The organism is Phyllobacterium sp. 01N428 (assembly GCF_056399405.1).
Genome location: NZ_JBFTRH010000001.1, coordinates 899,649 through 912,834, shown reverse-complemented (window position 1 = coordinate 912,834; position 13,186 = coordinate 899,649). Strand labels below are relative to the sequence as shown.

Annotated in this window: 20 protein-coding genes; 7 read left to right on the top strand and 13 right to left on the bottom strand. The window is 56.9% G+C overall.

The features are described from left to right. The first annotated feature begins 161 nt into the window (after positions 1 to 161). Positions 162 to 353 carry a DUF3606 domain-containing protein gene (locus tag AC1DNI_RS04390; protein ID WP_477690962.1) on the top strand — a complete coding sequence of 64 codons (192 nt, stop codon included), beginning with the start codon at positions 162 to 164 and terminating at the stop codon, positions 351 to 353. 513 nt (positions 354 to 866) lie between these two features. Here the strand turns inward: AC1DNI_RS04390 and AC1DNI_RS04385 are convergent. From AC1DNI_RS04385 to AC1DNI_RS04325, 13 genes are all read right to left on the bottom strand, one after another. After that, positions 867 to 1,307 carry a hypothetical protein gene (locus AC1DNI_RS04385; RefSeq protein ID WP_477690961.1) on the bottom strand — a complete coding sequence of 147 codons (441 nt, stop codon included), beginning with the start codon at positions 1,305 to 1,307 and terminating at the stop codon, positions 867 to 869. Between the two features lie 36 nt (positions 1,308 to 1,343). Next, positions 1,344 to 1,946, bottom strand: coding sequence for a DUF6362 family protein (locus AC1DNI_RS04380; RefSeq protein ID WP_477690960.1), 603 nt, complete (start codon positions 1,944 to 1,946; stop codon positions 1,344 to 1,346). Continuing rightward, positions 1,918 to 2,334: a hypothetical protein gene (locus AC1DNI_RS04375; protein ID WP_477690959.1), complete on the bottom strand. Its 417-nt coding sequence runs from the start codon at positions 2,332 to 2,334 to the stop codon at positions 1,918 to 1,920. The genes AC1DNI_RS04380 and AC1DNI_RS04375 overlap by 29 nt, the downstream gene beginning before the upstream one ends. Before the next feature lie 492 nt (positions 2,335 to 2,826). After that, positions 2,827 to 4,287, bottom strand: coding sequence for a replicative DNA helicase (locus AC1DNI_RS04370; protein WP_477690958.1), 1,461 nt, complete (start codon positions 4,285 to 4,287; stop codon positions 2,827 to 2,829). Further along, positions 4,284 to 4,922, bottom strand: a complete 639-nt coding sequence (locus AC1DNI_RS04365; RefSeq protein WP_477690957.1) for a hypothetical protein — start codon at positions 4,920 to 4,922, stop codon at positions 4,284 to 4,286. The genes AC1DNI_RS04370 and AC1DNI_RS04365 overlap by 4 nt, the downstream gene beginning before the upstream one ends. Continuing rightward, positions 4,919 to 5,551: a hypothetical protein gene (locus AC1DNI_RS04360; protein WP_477690956.1), complete on the bottom strand. Its 633-nt coding sequence runs from the start codon at positions 5,549 to 5,551 to the stop codon at positions 4,919 to 4,921. The genes AC1DNI_RS04365 and AC1DNI_RS04360 overlap by 4 nt, the downstream gene beginning before the upstream one ends. Next, a complete protein-coding gene (locus AC1DNI_RS04355; RefSeq protein ID WP_477690955.1) occupies positions 5,532 to 5,828 on the bottom strand; it encodes a hypothetical protein in 297 nt (98 codons plus the stop codon). The genes AC1DNI_RS04360 and AC1DNI_RS04355 overlap by 20 nt, the downstream gene beginning before the upstream one ends. Continuing rightward, positions 5,825 to 6,055 (bottom strand): hypothetical protein, encoded by a 231-nt coding sequence (locus tag AC1DNI_RS04350; RefSeq protein WP_477690954.1) that lies wholly within the window; start codon positions 6,053 to 6,055, stop codon positions 5,825 to 5,827. The genes AC1DNI_RS04355 and AC1DNI_RS04350 overlap by 4 nt, the downstream gene beginning before the upstream one ends. Beyond that, a complete protein-coding gene (locus AC1DNI_RS04345) occupies positions 6,052 to 6,741 on the bottom strand; it encodes a hypothetical protein (RefSeq protein ID WP_477690953.1) in 690 nt (229 codons plus the stop codon). The genes AC1DNI_RS04350 and AC1DNI_RS04345 overlap by 4 nt, the downstream gene beginning before the upstream one ends. A 109-nt stretch (positions 6,742 to 6,850) precedes the next feature. Then, positions 6,851 to 7,156 carry a LexA family protein gene (locus tag AC1DNI_RS04340; RefSeq protein ID WP_477690952.1) on the bottom strand — a complete coding sequence of 102 codons (306 nt, stop codon included), beginning with the start codon at positions 7,154 to 7,156 and terminating at the stop codon, positions 6,851 to 6,853. A gap of 5 nt (positions 7,157 to 7,161) precedes the next feature. Then, positions 7,162 to 7,710, bottom strand: coding sequence for a hypothetical protein (locus AC1DNI_RS04335; RefSeq protein WP_477690951.1), 549 nt, complete (start codon positions 7,708 to 7,710; stop codon positions 7,162 to 7,164). 63 nt (positions 7,711 to 7,773) lie between these two features. After that, the gene (locus AC1DNI_RS04330) at positions 7,774 to 8,136 is read right to left on the bottom strand and encodes a hypothetical protein (RefSeq protein WP_477690950.1); all 363 of its coding nucleotides are present in this window, start codon (positions 8,134 to 8,136) and stop codon (positions 7,774 to 7,776) included. Positions 8,137 to 8,393: 257 nt separating this feature from the next. Continuing rightward, positions 8,394 to 8,621, bottom strand: a complete 228-nt coding sequence (locus AC1DNI_RS04325; RefSeq protein WP_477690949.1) for a carph-isopro domain-containing protein — start codon at positions 8,619 to 8,621, stop codon at positions 8,394 to 8,396. Between the two features lie 168 nt (positions 8,622 to 8,789). On the opposite strand from AC1DNI_RS04325, the gene AC1DNI_RS04320 reads away from it, so the two are divergent. The 6 genes from AC1DNI_RS04320 (at position 8,790) to AC1DNI_RS04295 (ending at position 13,186) form a co-directional block, all read left to right on the top strand. After that, positions 8,790 to 9,572, top strand: a complete 783-nt coding sequence (locus AC1DNI_RS04320) for a S24 family peptidase (RefSeq protein WP_477690948.1) — start codon at positions 8,790 to 8,792, stop codon at positions 9,570 to 9,572. 11 nt (positions 9,573 to 9,583) lie between these two features. Further along, positions 9,584 to 9,859: a hypothetical protein gene (locus tag AC1DNI_RS04315; protein ID WP_477690947.1), complete on the top strand. Its 276-nt coding sequence runs from the start codon at positions 9,584 to 9,586 to the stop codon at positions 9,857 to 9,859. Positions 9,860 to 10,690: 831 nt separating this feature from the next. Further along, positions 10,691 to 10,996, top strand: a complete 306-nt coding sequence (locus tag AC1DNI_RS04310) for a hypothetical protein (protein WP_477690946.1) — start codon at positions 10,691 to 10,693, stop codon at positions 10,994 to 10,996. A 106-nt stretch (positions 10,997 to 11,102) separates the two neighbouring features. Further along, positions 11,103 to 11,252, top strand: coding sequence for a hypothetical protein (locus tag AC1DNI_RS04305; RefSeq protein WP_477690945.1), 150 nt, complete (start codon positions 11,103 to 11,105; stop codon positions 11,250 to 11,252). Positions 11,253 to 11,279: 27 nt separating this feature from the next. Then, entirely contained in the window at positions 11,280 to 12,278 is a 999-nt protein-coding gene (locus AC1DNI_RS04300; RefSeq protein ID WP_477690944.1) for a hypothetical protein, read from the top strand. Beyond that, complete coding sequence (locus AC1DNI_RS04295; protein WP_477690943.1) at positions 12,275 to 13,186, top strand: recombinase family protein; 912 nt, start codon at positions 12,275 to 12,277, stop codon at positions 13,184 to 13,186. The genes AC1DNI_RS04300 and AC1DNI_RS04295 overlap by 4 nt, the downstream gene beginning before the upstream one ends.

The window sequence follows — 13,186 nt, the reverse complement described above, 5'->3', positions numbered from 1 at the left end:
TCCTTTGCCGGAAATTTCGATGTGGCGGAAAAAATTGTGCGAATGCGGGGCACGCGGGTCTAGCCGCAGGAGGGCATTGGACTTTCACCCACCCCCCGGGGCTTGTCATTGCTTCAGTTCCATTGTTCATTTGCGCTTTCATGCCGTTATGGAGGAAGCAAATGGCTGATGATCCGAACAAACGAGGCCGACAGGACCGAAACAAGATTGCTGCAAATCAGCCCTACGAAGTGAACTATTTCAAGAACAAGCACGGCATCACGAAGGAGCAGGCTCTCAAGATCATCGAAAGGCATGGCAACGATAGGGATGCAGCCAATGAGGCCGCAGATAGATTGAAGAAGAAGAAGTGATCTAGATGGAGGGGCTTCTCCGCCTCTCTTCCTTCTGCTTGGTGCTGTCATGGCATGGCTTGCATAGGGTCTGGAATGGACCTGACCAGAATGCTTCCTCGTTACCGTGATGCTGCTCTTTGTGGTCACACACCAACTGCGAGGTGTTGATCTCCAGTTTCTTGCACATCTGGCAGGTGAATAGATCACGGACGAGGATAGTCATTCGCAGCTTTTGCCAACGAGCCGTCTTGTACCACTTACGCCAAGGCTGGGTGTCATCCCTATACTGAGAGCGCTCTGCTTCGTTGCCTGGTGCATATCGCTTGAGGCGAGGAGCTATCATCCCGACCTTAGGCTTGAGGGTGGTCAATGCCATCTGGTTTAATCCCACTTTCCCAATTCACAGCCCGTACATGAATGTTCGCGGCGGCTGTTTCCGGCGATCCGGTACGATTGAAAGACTTGTTCCTATCGTGGGTTGGGTAGGTCAAAGGAGCGCCGCTTATTTATTAGGTGGAGACGACGACCGTTTCATGCTGCCTCCAGCCAATCGAGTTTCGCGAACTCTTCGTCTCCCGTAAGTCGGAAGATAACAGCAGCAGATGGATAATCTTCAGGATACGCGCCGATCGACTGCAGCCAGCGGCATTGAACCTCAATGGCCTGCTTTTCGCAGAATGGCCGATCGTTGAACTGCTGGACGTAGTGCGCCAGTTCGTGAACGACGACGCCCTGATCGAAGCATCCGCCGTTCCAGCGCTTGAGCGCGACCACCTGAATGTCGAAGATGAACTGACCAAGGCTGGTCATTCCCGTATCAAGCCTGATCTGCGGCAGCACCGCCGGACTCTGCATCCGAAGCAGTCTTGCAACGAAAGCCATCATCTCGGCGGCCTGATCAATGGTCAGGCGTTCAGCATGTTTGAGTGACACCCATAGTTCGAGCCTGGCAAGCGCTTCAAAGAAGTTCATGCCACTACTCCAAAAAGAAACCCCGCCGAAGCGGGGCTATTTCACCTGTCTGAGATGGGCGTGGCCCTTGGGCTTGGCGTCATCGGCCATCCAATGCACAGATGACCTCATCTTATCCAAATCACTAGCCTGATTTGGCATCAGTGGCGACACCCTAAACCAGTTAGGTGCTTGTAACGATTGACTATTTTTTCTTATCGCGGCTGAAATCTCAATGATCTGAGTATCTATGCGCCGCTCTGCCGTCCTACGAACTCTGCCCGTTTTCTTGCAGAATTCTCTGAACGAGCCGGCCACTCGGGGCACTGCTATGCACATAGCCCATTTGCCGAGGACTATGCGACGTTCATCATCATGCACATATTTCAGCATCCAGCCATAGCTCACTTCCTCGGCGCGGGAGATTGCATCACTGGAAGGCCGATACGGAACGACAAAATCGTTGTATCCGTAAGAGGCCGGGTCTGGCGTGATCGCTGGCCAGAAAGTGCGCATCTTTGCCGGACGTAGGCCACCGATGTCCATGTGTGCAATTGTATCGGCAGCCTCCAGAATACGACCTTTGACGATAAGGCTCATGTCGGAAAGTTCGGCCATCTGCTCGGAGATGTCATACTGCAAGGCGGTGCTCTGGCTCATCGAGAATGCTCTCCAATTGTTTGTAAATCAGGACGCGGAGTGATGGTCTAACTGGCCATGGACGTCTTGCCACCGCTTCACCACGCAGGACACCTAAACGGATGTTGTCGAAGGCATTGAGCAGCTCACCTGCCCTTTCCGCCCAATCGGGACGCTGAATGATGATATCGGAGATTGCACCGATGGTCTCACTCCACAGCTCATCGCGATTGTTCTTTGTCTGCTTTATGCACCGAAGAACGAAGATGAGGTGGCCGTCACCGTATTGATTCCGGATCTCATGCATCGTGCCGCGGGCGTGGCTTTGAGCCGCGGCACGACGGCGATATACCGGCACGAGCTTGATCCCCAAGCCATCAAGGAGCGCATCGAGCTTTCCTTTAGCCATCAGCGACCTCAAGCGGAAACCGCTCGCGCAGTCTTCCGAACATCGGCTCCCCGTCGCTTCCAATGCAATCGGCCGGGACGCGGACCAACGACGATCGCACGCGTTCATCGAGCAACGGTCCCCCGAAATTGGTCCTATAGACCACAGCTTCCCAAACGCCATTGTCAGAAAGCTCATAGCAAAACATCATCACGCCTTTACGTTCGTCCGTTCGATCGGGATGACCTTGCCGCCACCCACGAATATTCTCTCTGCTCGACGGATATTCGCCTCCCGCTTCGAGATCGTCTCCCCGCACCTCAGATAGTCTCCATTGAAATATGCAATGACTTCTCGGTGAAGCGCTCGATACGCCTCGGGCTCGGATCTGTAGATTTCCGGCTTATTGCCCTTCGCCATGATGGGATTTGGCTGCCCATCCTTAGCAAACCGCACCATCGCCCGCCATTGGCCGGGCAGTAGCTCTTGAACATAGAATGCGTATCGGTTCATTTATAGAAGCCCCATGGGATTGACCAAAACTTCGTTGCGGTAGCTGCTGGGCTCACTCGACATCGAGCCCACCTCGTAAAACGTGGTCGTTGGGCCGTCCCAGCCCACGTCGACATCGGCCGGCCATCTGGCTTCCCGAGACAGCGCCAGGACGAGCTTTGCCTTTGCCTGCTGGTCGGCGACCATCAATTCCCATATGCCGTGCAATTCAGTGCCTGGTGACGGCTCATGCTCCATAAGGAACACCGAGGGACGGAACGGGATGACGACGTGATCAGCATCTCGCTCGACGGCGCCGATCAGGTCGGTGTAGCGCGGCCGGCGCTGGAGTATCTGCTGGAGGAATTTCTCATTGAGCGGGCCGCGGTTCTCGCTGAACACGTTCTTTTTCAACTGAGCGCAGCCGATGACGGGACAATCCAACTCTCGCGCCAACTGCTTGAGCCGCATTGTGGCAACCTGGCCGAACTCCCAATCCGCCATGTTCTTCTCGTTCTTGCTCCGATCGAGCAGGCCTATGTGATCGATGATGATCAGGCCTTTGCCTTTCTTCTGGACGAAGTTGCGACACCGCTCGACCAGCATGTCGAGCGTCAAGCGCTTTTGTTGAATGTAAATTGGCTTGTCCCGGTTGTCGTTCCGGAACTGCATGAGGCGCTCGTACTCTGCCTCCTGCACCTTGCCGCGCTTCTGGCGGTTGACCGATATCTTCGTCTCGCGGCTGGATTCGCGCATGGCAAGTTCCATCGCCGTCATTTCTCCGGAATACCACCACACCGGCGTGCCCTCGGTGGCCGCGCCCATGGCAATCTGACCAGCGAGCGCCGATTTACCCTGCTTCGTGGCGCCGCCGAGAATGATCAACTGGCCGCCGCAAAGCGGGCCGACGAGGCGCTCGAGTGGTGGTAGCCGATACGTGACGCCGACCGCTTTCTTTCCGCTGTAGGCCGTGCTTGTGCCTGCCAACGCGTCGTCGAGAGCATCCGCGAACGAAGTCGCACCATAGATCGTGTCTTCATCCGACAGGGCGCTCGAGATTGCCGACATCGCCTGCTCGCCGAGTTCCTTCGGGCTCACATTGGGCGCGCGGTTCCGGACTGCCTTTATGAGATCCTCGGCACCATTGATCAGCGACCGATCGACAGCGAGATCGTAAATCTCGTTGGCATAAGTCGGCGCCATCATTGCCGGCATGGCCTCTGCCGCCATCTTGGCGAGGTATTGCGCCAGGCTAAGACCACCGACCTTTGCGTTCTCGTCGAGATACGACTTGATCGTGATCGGGTTCGCTACCTTGCCTGCGCGGATCATCTTCGACGCATTGTCGTAGATGGCTCGATGCAGCGGCTCATAGAAATGCTCGGGGAGGAGTTGCCTTGAGATAAGACCGAAGGCCTCGTTATTGATCAGGAGCGCGCCGAGGAGAAGCTGTTCAACCTCGATGTTGCAAATCTCGTTCATGCGGCTGCCTCAAACAAGTCTGTCGGGAATGGTCTGCCCCACTGGTCGGCCATCGCTTCGGCAATGCCGGGGAAGAAGCGGGAGCGCTCGCGCCAACGATCGGGACTGGGCGGCATGCGGTGAACGCGCTGCTCGCGGCCTTCAACTACATTCGTCGGTGTCAGTGGGGGAAGGTTCTTGAGCCAAAAGCATGTGCGCTTGGTTTCGCCATGGCCGAACTGCCACGGCTGGACCGATTGCGCTGGCTCCTGATAATTCTCGATGAGTGCTTTCGCATGCCGATGCATGACGGGATTTTCAACGCATATCCGGTCGATCGGTGCATTCCAGAATGCCGAGAACAGCGAAGCACCTTCGCGAAGCTCTTCCTGCATCTGTTCGGCAGTCTTACCCGGTGGCGGCACTGAAAGCCAGCGAACTCCTGAATTGCACAGTCGAGTGCAAGGTGGATGGGCGACCATCAGCAAATCCCAGCCATCATTCAGTATGTGGCGAGCATCGCCGACTATATGTTTGTTGCTGCAGTCATCGGCCGGCAGCAGATCGCATGACCAAGCATCATGCCCTCTTGCGGCAAATGCCCGACGCACCGTTCCAGAAAACTCGCAAGCGACGAGAACGCGAAGCTCTTTCATGCCGCCACCGCCAGGTCGAGTTTCTTCTGGGCCCGCTTCTCGGCAGTCTTGGCCTTCTTTTCAGCCTTGAGCCGGTCCTGGCGCTTCTTCCCGCCTTGGACCATCCAGAACATGATTCCGATCGCGTCGGCCTCGTTGTCGTTCTTGGGGAACAGCCGGCGCCGCTCACATTCTGCGAGAACGGCCTTCTTGAGCCAGTCGCGCCGTTCCTTTGTGTCTCTGATAGCCTTCGGCGCCTGAGTGACACCGATAAATGCCGCGCGCCAACCGGTTGTCGTAACCGTGCGGGGATAGGTGAGCCGCCGGCGCTCGGAGATAATCTCGAGGGTGGTCAGCCATCCCCCCGCCATCTGTCTGGACGCTTCCGAGCGCTGGGCGCCGTAAGCCTCGGCCTCGAGGACAATCTCGAGATCCTGCTCGTCGATGCCATGTGACCGGCGAAGGTCGGCGAGGCATTCCCAGAGCTTGAGATAGAACTGACCGCGGCGAAGGTTTTTCCCGAGGTTCCATGTCCCATAGAACAGGAGTTCATTGATTGCGTAGGGCTCGTCGCGCTCGGGCATCTCGTTTTTATCGAGGTAGAGACACCAGCCGAAGGCCGTTGATGGATCAAGCGCCAGTTTGTGCACCGTAATACTCCACTGCGTTTTGAAGGCTGAAAAAGTCGAGAGCGTCTTCCGACCGGATGAGGCTCAGGCCGTGATAAGCGATCTCGCGATTTATGCGGTTGACCGAGTGCGCGAACTGGACGTATGCGCCGACCGGATGCTCTGTCGGGCTGTCGAACCCGCAGGCTTTCATCGCCACGTTGCTATCAATCCACTTGCCTTTGCGGTCATAGAAGTAGGCCAGCAACGAGCGGTCGAGAGGATGATCAAGACGGTTCTGGTTGTAAGCGAGGTTCAAAGCTGCTTCTCCCCTTCAATCGTGAGGGTTTCCAAACCGGGAAGTGAAATGTTCAAGGTGACGGTGCATTTGAGCAGGCATGCCCAATTGGGGCCGCGCTCGATGATTGCGTGAAGGTCTGCTATTTCTTCGAAGAAATGCTCGACGTCGACCACGCCATGATCGGAGCGATATTCAAGCACCGCCCTCCAGCGCTTATCAGTGTGGAGTTGATTGTCGGTGCTCATGCGGCGTCCTCCCCGAAAAGGCTGCTTTGGCGAGCATCGGAATGGCGATCAAGCATGCGGAGAACGGTCTCGCCCTTATGCTTGCGATCCCAGACAAACCAGGCGTTGAGCATCGGCGGAGCGCCCTGCCCGGTGAAATCGACCTTCCAACGCATCAGGTAGACACGCGCCGGTGGATGCTGCGCCCAGAGCCGTTCGTGGCCGCCCGCGCCGGGCCATGACCAATTCATCAAGAGGGCCATATATTCGACCTGCAGCGTCTCCAACGCGTGCCAAATCCAACGGCCCTTGCCGTCGCGGCTGTTGCACTCATTGAAAGGTGGATTGGTCACGATCGCGTATGACGGGAACGTCTCGAGAGTGAAGTCGTAGAAATTCTTGATCACCGCGCCGAACCCGCGATCGACCAGATCGGACGCAAATACATCGAGGCCGAGGGCTTCCATCTCGCGGACCATGGCGCCATCGCCGGCGGCCGGCTCAGCTATGGTGCGGAAGTCACGCAGCCGCTCGATCTCGGCGTGAAGCAGTGCTCGGGTAGGCTCTGGCGGCGTCGGGTAAAAATCCTCAGTCTCGCGCTCGAGGTGCTCAACCTTTTCATAGGAGCCGTCGAGACTGCGCTGGACAACCGGCTTTGACTTCTTGCCGGTGGCGCGAAACAGCCCGCGTGCGGAAGGCGCGTTCATAGCTGCATCTCGAGCGCGACATATGGGAGGAGGATGAGGCTGGCGAGAATTGCGGATGCGATCAGTAAAACGACAATCTCCCAGGCTCTAACTGGCGTGCGATTGTCGTTCATGCCGCGTCCTCGCGCAGAACGATCGACCGACAACGATTCGACATAAGTTGGATATGCCCGCGCTCCTCGAGCCGATGAACCATGTTGAACGCCGCCGAAGGCGCAACGCCGAGCGCCTCCGCGGTTTCCCGGAAGGTTGGCGCGATGCCGTGTTTGTCGTGGAAGTCCTTTAAGAACTGCAGCGCGTTGGCTTGGCGCTTGGTCAATCCGACAGGTTCATGGCGATATTGCTTCACGATCTCTCGGGCCAGCGCTGGACTGACAGCTACGATGCGCTTGGCCCGTTCCTGAATGTCGTCCATTGCCGCTACTCCGCTGCGGCCGGAAAGTCCGGATCACCGGCCTCGTCGTCGTCTTCATCTTCGCCAGCGATCTTGGCGTTGATTTTCTCCATCGCGCTCTGGAGGTTGTCGCGCATGATGGCTTGGCCCTTGTCCCAGCCGCGAAGCCAGGCGAGATCCTCATTAGATCCCTTGTCGTAGGGGCTGATCGCATCCTTGCCAGCAAGACCAGCGAGCTCGCCCTCGCCTTCGATACGCTCGATCGCCGGCGCCCGGTCGCGGAGCAAGTCGGACTGAAAGCCGGGAATGACATTGAGCCATGTCAGCACCTCGCCGTGGGCAAGGAAGCGATCGGTAATCGTAACTCTGTCCTCGGCATTGAGGGTCTTGATCGCGTAATCGAGATCGCCGACCACGATCTTGTCAGCCTGGGCGAGCTTGGCGTCGGCCTTTTTCGCCGCGTTCACTTCCTCGATGACTGCATTGTGCGCGATGCGCTTGCGCATATGGTGGAAGAACAAAGCCTTCCGTTCGGTTTCGGTGAGTTCCTTCGAATTGTGTCCAGTCGTCGACATGCTCAATCCCTTCTACGTTGTTGCCGCTTCTCCCATTCGAGCAGCAGCCATTCTCGAGCCCGCTTAAGCAGACTTTTGATTAGCCTCATTGGTGATCCTTAGTGTCTGCCGCTGCTCGCGCATCGCGTCGGCGGCCTTCTCATTTCGCTCACACATATCCTCGTATGCGAGCATCAGTGACCGGTAGACTGAACCGGCCACGTCCTTCATCTCTGCAGTCTTGTATTGAAGTCGGTAGAGATAGCTTTCGGGAACGCCCGTCTTCTTTGAAAGCCGGTATCTGACAGGCCCGTCACGGTCTTTGCGACCGCGCCATTCGGCTTCCATCAGTGCATCAGCCCATTGTTTTGCTTCGGTTAACGCGGTTGTACTCATGCTGTCCTCGGAAATCCTTTTTCCGTTTTCGGAAACTCTTTTGCCGTACATTCTTCCCATCCTTCGATACGTTCTGAGGCATCGAAACGATGGGGTTTTGAAAGGAACTGAGATGAAGCTGCAGCGGACAAACGGTCGCCAAACTCAAAAGCCGATGCAGTTGGAATTGTTTTCACGGGCGGAACCTCGCCCGAGCAAAATGGAAAACTTGCGCGTGCCCTGCGGATCAAACGTTGCCGAGGCTCCTGTTCGGAGCCATCCCGGCGCTCTCGCAGCGGCACGCTGCATCTTCTTTCGCGCTTTGTTGCTCACGCCGCCACCTCGGAGGATGGAACTTCATGATCATTCAAAAAGTCAGTCACCTCGATCGTCATGCCGCAATCGCGAGCAGCATCAATCATCGGCAGCCAATGCTCTTGAGGAACCTTGCCTCGCTCTTTCCATCCCTGAACTGTGGAGATCGGTACGCCGATCGCCCTGGCCGTCTTGGTCAGACCTCCGAACTTTCCGATCACATATTCTGCGGGAGTTTGCATAGATGGTTTCCTGTCGTCGCACATCTTATGCGTACATATACGCATTAACCGTAAAGCATGTCAACGTGGAAAACGTAAAAACTGTGTGCGCACATACGCACCATGGATAATTCAGCGGAATCAATCACCGGACGGGTCAGAGCACTCCGAACGCGGGCCGGGCTAAATATGACCGAGTTCGCCAAGGCTCTCGGATATAAGAACGCATCCAGTGTTCAACGTTACGAAAGTGCGGTTGAGTATTCCGGCGGCTACTTGAAGCGCGATCTCGTGTCCAAGATAGAAAATGCTGTTTTGGGTAAAGGGGATCCTGCGATCCGCAAAGAAGAGGTTTGGGAGTTGGCCGGTCCTGAATTTGCGACGCGACCCATTTCGTCTCGACCCAGATTGGTATCGAGCTTTGATCCCGACGATCATCATCATCCCAATCGCGAACATGATGAAGGAATGACCATTGGATCTGAAACAGGATTCAATGGTGCTCCGGACGGGAGCTCCCCTCAGATCGACATAACAGCAGGTATGGGCGCCGGCGGGTTGGCCATCACTAATGAAGGCGTGCCCGGCAAACACGGAATGACCTTCTCTGCAGAATCAGTGAAGGACTACTGGAAACTTCCGCCTGCGATTCTCGTTACGCTGGGACTCGCCGCAAAGGATATCGCGATATTCCCCGTTCAAGGCGATTCTATGCAACCTACGCTTGATGAAGGCGACGTCGTATTTATCGACACTCGTCATCGCCGCCCTTCGCCCGATGGCCTTTACGCGATCATTGATGAGATCGGCGGCCTCGCTATTAAACGTCTTGAAGTTTCAAGTGAACCTGGTGCCGAGGAAACACTCGTATCCGTCATCTCGGACAATCCGCGCCATAAGACAAAATCCTGGAAGGCGGACGAACTCTACGTTGTTGGGCGAGTAATGAGGAAATTTGGCACGGTGAGGTAGGGGGAGATATCGTGAAATTGAACGCTATCGCATGGTCGAAGTATACAGGCTTCAACCATAAAATATTTGAGGGTGAAATCCCTGAAGCTGTTACTGTTTCACAAGACGGTAGCACGCTGTTTATGGTGAAAACCAGAAAACTTGAGATGACTGGCAATTTTCAATTATACCTTGAACTCACGAAAGCCGAAACATCGCGACTTAATGAGATGTCATTAATCGGGAAACTTAACGACCGCATTTCAGAGTTAGAACGAACGATCGCGGCTCTAAAACCTGTTAAATAGACACACATCGCCCTATCAAGACGTTCACCCTCAAGCACGAGGGGTTCCGCCCTTTCGCCCTGCCCTATGCTGGCAGACCGGGATGCTATGAAGTCCGGATATCCTGAGCTGCCTTTTTCACCAGTAGGCCAAACTGTCTCAAGCTTGAGGGTATGTTGCTCAGTTTACTCGTCAGACCGCATCCAAATCATTCAGACGGCGTCTACCCGTCCGGACCGCGTGATTAGCCTGGAATCACAAACCGCTTGGGAATTCATGCGCCGGATGATCGGTGCTGCGGGTCAATGCCCAGAAAAAGACCGCCGCCTCTGCGCTCCGACTGCTTTATCTTGGCGGGAACCTCCGAGCAGACCCAAGATATCGCGGCTTTCACGCACCTGAACGGTCACTTTTCCTTGCCGCTTCACTTGTAATGTGATACTTAAGGATTGACTTAAATGACGCCTCAGGCGCCGGCAGGATCATCCCTCCGGCGCTTTTCTTTTACGCGCCGTACGCATCGCGGTCAAATTTACTTTACGCACTGTTCGTAAATAATTCTTGCTTTTACGTTTCATGCGTATACAGTAGGCCCATCAACTCAGATGGGCCGACGATGACCAACCCTCACCAATACCTCTTAGGAACGGCGTTTGTCGTCGCCGCTGTCACTGCTTCGCTGCAGTTGAGCGGCCGCTCGACGATCGGTGACTACAAGCCCGACGCAAATGACAAGTGCATTGAGACCTACGTTTGGAACACAACTGCGAACAGCGGCGGTGGGCCATTGCTCTGCCCCGGCTGGTATCGCGAGCGCCAGACTTTAGACCGGAAGGTCGCGAGGGCCAGCAAATGAATACTGTTCTCGCCAATTCAGCGTTTCACGCCATCAGCGGTGCTTTGAAGCCCGTTACGATCGAGATGATCTGCTCAAAGTTGAGCAACGGTCGCCACACTCTCACAGTGCTTGAGCAAGCTTTCAACATGCCGCGGGATACCGAGGTCAATGTTGCGTTGCGCTGGCTCGATCGCCTGATCGAATCTCAGGTCGCTCTCAGGCAGGCAGGTCATCAAGCATACGACAGTCTGCGCCTCAAGAACCTTGTCGATCACAAGAACGCCCTCGGTATCGGGCTGCTGATGAGGAGTAAGCACTGATGGAACTCCTCCCAATCCTTATCGCCCTCGCCGGTCTGTTCGCTGCGGTTGTTTTCGCAGGCGACGTGGATGCGGCCTACGAAGCTTCAAAAGTGGAGATCGACCAATGAACCGCCGGTTCGAGCAGCAGCACGATCGCATCCTTATTCACGAAATCAGAGAGAACCGCGCTCACCGCGCCGCCTGGTGCTTTCACATCGCGATTGCGGTCATGGGGCTCTGCTTCATCGCCGGCTCGCTGGTGAAGATGCCGTAAGCCACTGCCCCGAAGAAGGAAATCAACATGACAGACACATTTCAATCCATCGGTGGCCTTTCGGCTGTCGTCGTCACGCGCTGGGCCTGGTGGCAGGAAGCTTTGAAGGGCAGATTTGGCCCGATCCATTCCGAGCCCGAACAGGGATATTTCCGCACCCGCAAGAAAGACGGCCCATGGGAGCCGGTTGCAATCTGGTGGGATGAGGAGGTCGGCGGCTGGCTGGCATATCGCAATGGCCGCGACGTACCGGCCGATGAGATTTGGACGTGGTGCTGCCGCAACCCGATCACCCATGAGGCCTATGAAAAGGCAATGGCCGGCGGCGGGTTTGACGACGAGCCGCAACAGGCCGCCGCGCCAGTCGGCCACAATTCCGGCGATGCTGATCCGTTCGAGGCGATCAAGATTGAGCTCGCCGGCGAAAAGGAAATGGCCGAATCCTTCCTCAAAAGCGAGGTGAAGACGCAGGCGCAAGCCGACAAGGCCGGCATCTGGGCGAAGCGGATGACCGATCTCGCCAAGCGCGCCGACAACCTCCGTGTCATCGAGAAGGAGCCGCATCTGGCAGCGTCGCGAGAGGTCGACGATAAATGGCGGGATCCGATCGCCGATGCGAAGGACTTTGCGAACACGCTCAAGCGCCACGTTGAGCCTTTCCTGATCGCCGAGAAGCGCAAGCAGGAGGAACAGCAGCGCAAGGCCCGCGAGGAAGCCGAGAAGCAGCGCCAGCAGGTGGCCCAGGCCGAGAGCGAGGAACAGCGCGTCGAAGCGCTCCAGAAGGCGGAACAAGCCGAAAAGCAGGCCGAGGCGCGCAACGCCAGCGCCGGGCGCACCGGTGCCCGCGTGTCGGTTCGGGTCGAGAAGGTCGGCGCCGTCACTGATTACGCCAAGGCCGCCGCCGCCCTCGTCGCCATGAACCATAAGGATCTCCTCACGGTGATCGACACTCTGGCCCAGCGAGCCGCCAAGGCCGGGATGCCCTTCGACGGCATGGAAATCAAGCAAGTGGAGAAAGTCGTATGAACGCGCTAGTCGAACACGAAACCCCGAGGCTTCCCTCGCTGCAGTCAGGCGGCCAGGTTCGAGCGATCGTCCCGCAGGACTTCGAAGGTGCATGGCGCATCGCAACGGCGGTCTGCAAGGCCGGGATGGCGCCGAAAGGCCTCGACACCCCAGAGAAGGCGATGGTCGCCATCATGCACGGAATGGAAGTCGGCATGACGCCGATGGCCGCCCTGCAGTCGATCGCGGTCGTCAATGGCCGCCCCACGATCTGGGGTGATGGGGCGATCGGCCTAGTGCGAGGATCCGGCAAGTGTGAATGGATCAAGGAGCGCATCGAGGGCGAAGGCGACAAGATGGTTGCCATCTGCGAGGCCAAGCGCAAGGGCGAGGCAGACCCGCTCAAGGGCCGGTTCTCGATCGACGATGCGAAAAAGGCCGGTCTCTGGGGTAAGTCAGGGCCATGGCAGCAGTATCCGAAACGTATGCTTTCCATGCGCGCCCGAGCCTTTGCGCTCCGCGACGGATTTGCCGATGTGCTTCGCGGCCTTGGAATTGCCGAGGAGGTTCAAGACCACCAGCCCATCCGCGAAGTCACGCCAGCCACGGCCCAGCGCACGCCACCTAAGCCGCCGGCGCCGCCCGCGATCGAACAGGAGGAGCAACCCGCCACCGTCGTTGACGCCGAGGTCGAGACCACTGTCGAGCAAGAGGACTTCAACGGAGACATCACCGAGAATGGCGAGATAGTCGACGACACCGCATTTTTCAAGCGCCTCGAGGAGGACCTGGCAGTCGCGCAGGACGAGGCAAGCATCGAGGAGGTCTGGACCGAAGCAGACCCGATGGCCCGCTTTGAAGGCGACGAGACCAGCCAGTCGATCGCGATGGCAATCGAGAAGCGCGCCTTGAAGCGGATCGGAGGCTGA

Bases quoted from the DNA above. Each gene is read 5' to 3' on its own strand.
- AC1DNI_RS04390 (WP_477690962.1), top strand. From the start codon at position 162: ATGGCTGATGATCCGAACAAACGAGGCCGACAGGACCGAAACAAGATT.
- AC1DNI_RS04385 (WP_477690961.1), bottom strand. From the start codon at position 1,307: ATGAACTTCTTTGAAGCGCTTGCCAGGCTCGAACTATGGGTGTCACTC.
- AC1DNI_RS04380 (WP_477690960.1), bottom strand. From the start codon at position 1,946: ATGAGCCAGAGCACCGCCTTGCAGTATGACATCTCCGAGCAGATGGCC.
- AC1DNI_RS04375 (WP_477690959.1), bottom strand. From the start codon at position 2,334: ATGGCTAAAGGAAAGCTCGATGCGCTCCTTGATGGCTTGGGGATCAAG.
- AC1DNI_RS04370 (WP_477690958.1), bottom strand. From the start codon at position 4,287: ATGAACGAGATTTGCAACATCGAGGTTGAACAGCTTCTCCTCGGCGCG.
- AC1DNI_RS04365 (WP_477690957.1), bottom strand. From the start codon at position 4,922: ATGAAAGAGCTTCGCGTTCTCGTCGCTTGCGAGTTTTCTGGAACGGTG.
- AC1DNI_RS04350 (WP_477690954.1), bottom strand. From the start codon at position 6,055: ATGAGCACCGACAATCAACTCCACACTGATAAGCGCTGGAGGGCGGTG.
- AC1DNI_RS04345 (WP_477690953.1), bottom strand. From the start codon at position 6,741: ATGAACGCGCCTTCCGCACGCGGGCTGTTTCGCGCCACCGGCAAGAAG.
- AC1DNI_RS04340 (WP_477690952.1), bottom strand. From the start codon at position 7,156: ATGGACGACATTCAGGAACGGGCCAAGCGCATCGTAGCTGTCAGTCCA.
- AC1DNI_RS04335 (WP_477690951.1), bottom strand. From the start codon at position 7,710: ATGTCGACGACTGGACACAATTCGAAGGAACTCACCGAAACCGAACGG.
- AC1DNI_RS04330 (WP_477690950.1), bottom strand. From the start codon at position 8,136: ATGTACGGCAAAAGAGTTTCCGAAAACGGAAAAAGGATTTCCGAGGAC.
- AC1DNI_RS04325 (WP_477690949.1), bottom strand. From the start codon at position 8,621: ATGCAAACTCCCGCAGAATATGTGATCGGAAAGTTCGGAGGTCTGACC.
- AC1DNI_RS04320 (WP_477690948.1), top strand. From the start codon at position 8,790: ATGACCGAGTTCGCCAAGGCTCTCGGATATAAGAACGCATCCAGTGTT.
- AC1DNI_RS04310 (WP_477690946.1), top strand. From the start codon at position 10,691: ATGAATACTGTTCTCGCCAATTCAGCGTTTCACGCCATCAGCGGTGCT.
- AC1DNI_RS04305 (WP_477690945.1), top strand. From the start codon at position 11,103: ATGAACCGCCGGTTCGAGCAGCAGCACGATCGCATCCTTATTCACGAA.
- AC1DNI_RS04300 (WP_477690944.1), top strand. From the start codon at position 11,280: ATGACAGACACATTTCAATCCATCGGTGGCCTTTCGGCTGTCGTCGTC.
- AC1DNI_RS04295 (WP_477690943.1), top strand. From the start codon at position 12,275: ATGAACGCGCTAGTCGAACACGAAACCCCGAGGCTTCCCTCGCTGCAG.